Source organism: Paracoccus cavernae, assembly GCF_042430175.1.
GTDB lineage: Bacteria > Pseudomonadota > Alphaproteobacteria > Rhodobacterales > Rhodobacteraceae > Paracoccus > Paracoccus cavernae.
This window is the reverse complement of sequence record NZ_JBHMDZ010000024.1, coordinates 1-1024: the sequence shown is the minus strand read 5'-3', so window position 1 is coordinate 1024 and position 1024 is coordinate 1. Positions and strand designations below refer to the sequence as shown.

Sequence of the window (1024 nt, the reverse complement as noted above, 5' to 3'; positions counted from 1 at the left end):
GTGCCAAGCTGGTCTCCATCGCAGATGCCAGCTTGAATCATACCCTACGCCCGAGGGGAATCCCTTTTGTCAACACGACCTAGATATTTCCCTGAACACAAAGACTTCATAGTCCGGTTCTGTCAGAGACGGCAGCGACTGGCTGGCCGAAGGGCAGAAGGCCACGGACGAGGAACTCTCGGGCATGAACTTCTATGTCGAGGGCATCACCGCGCCCATGCCCAAGTAATCCAGCCCGCCAGACAAACGAAAACCGGGGCATTGCCCCGGTTTTTTCATTGCCCGCCCGGATTTATTCCAGATGGCTTTCGAGGAACCACAGATCCTTGTCCGCCGTCCGCGAAGCCCCGGTGAGCAGGTCGGCCGTATCCGCGTCGCCCGCCTCGTCGGTCGTGTCGATCGCCGCCCGGACCTTCGCGCCATAGTCGCGCATCCGCTCGCAAATGGCCTTGATATGATCCTCGGCCTTGGTCAGGTCGGTCGGATATTCCTTGATCGTGCTGGCCTTGGCGACCTTCTCGACCGTGCCCACGGCGACGCCGTCAAGCTGCTGCACGCGCTCGGCCATTTCGTCGACATGCACCTGCAGGTTGGCGAAGGTCGTGTCGAAAAGCTCATGGACGGCGATGAAATTCCGGCCCTTCACGTTCCAATGCGCTTGCTTGATCGCCGCCGAAAGCGCCACCGCGTCGGCAAGCCGCGCGTTCAGCTCGGCAATCGCGGTCTTGCGGGCATTGTCGGTCAGGCCTTTCAGGTTCACTGCCATGGCTGTCTCCATCTTCTTTCGGGTTCGCCCAGACAATACGGCATCACCGGCCGAGGTTCCATCCGCAAAGCTCTTCCAACCCAAAAGAAAAGGCGGCACTTTCCCTCAGGAAAGCACCGCCATCGTTCCGCCAGAAAGCGACGATCGGGTCAGACCGCGCCCTGGATGAATTTCACTAGGTCATGTTGACAAATGGCGGATCCAGAGACGGATCGACGTGATGTCAATGAAGCCGAGGAAGCTTTCCGCCGTCTTGTC

General features: G+C 59.4%; 1 protein-coding gene. It reads right to left on the bottom strand.

Going from position 1 to position 1024, the window contains the following annotated elements; translation table 11 throughout:
- Positions 1-292: 292 nt before the first annotated feature.
- Positions 293-778, bottom strand: coding sequence for a DNA starvation/stationary phase protection protein Dps (gene dps / locus ACFFUC_RS12475; RefSeq protein ID WP_113902226.1), 486 nt, complete (start codon positions 776-778; stop codon positions 293-295).
- Positions 779-1024: the final 246 nt, after the last annotated feature.

Coding starts and splice junctions, on each gene's coding strand:
- dps (WP_113902226.1), bottom strand. CDS start 778: ATGGAGACAGCCATGGCAGTGAACCTGAAAGGCCTGACCGACAATGCC.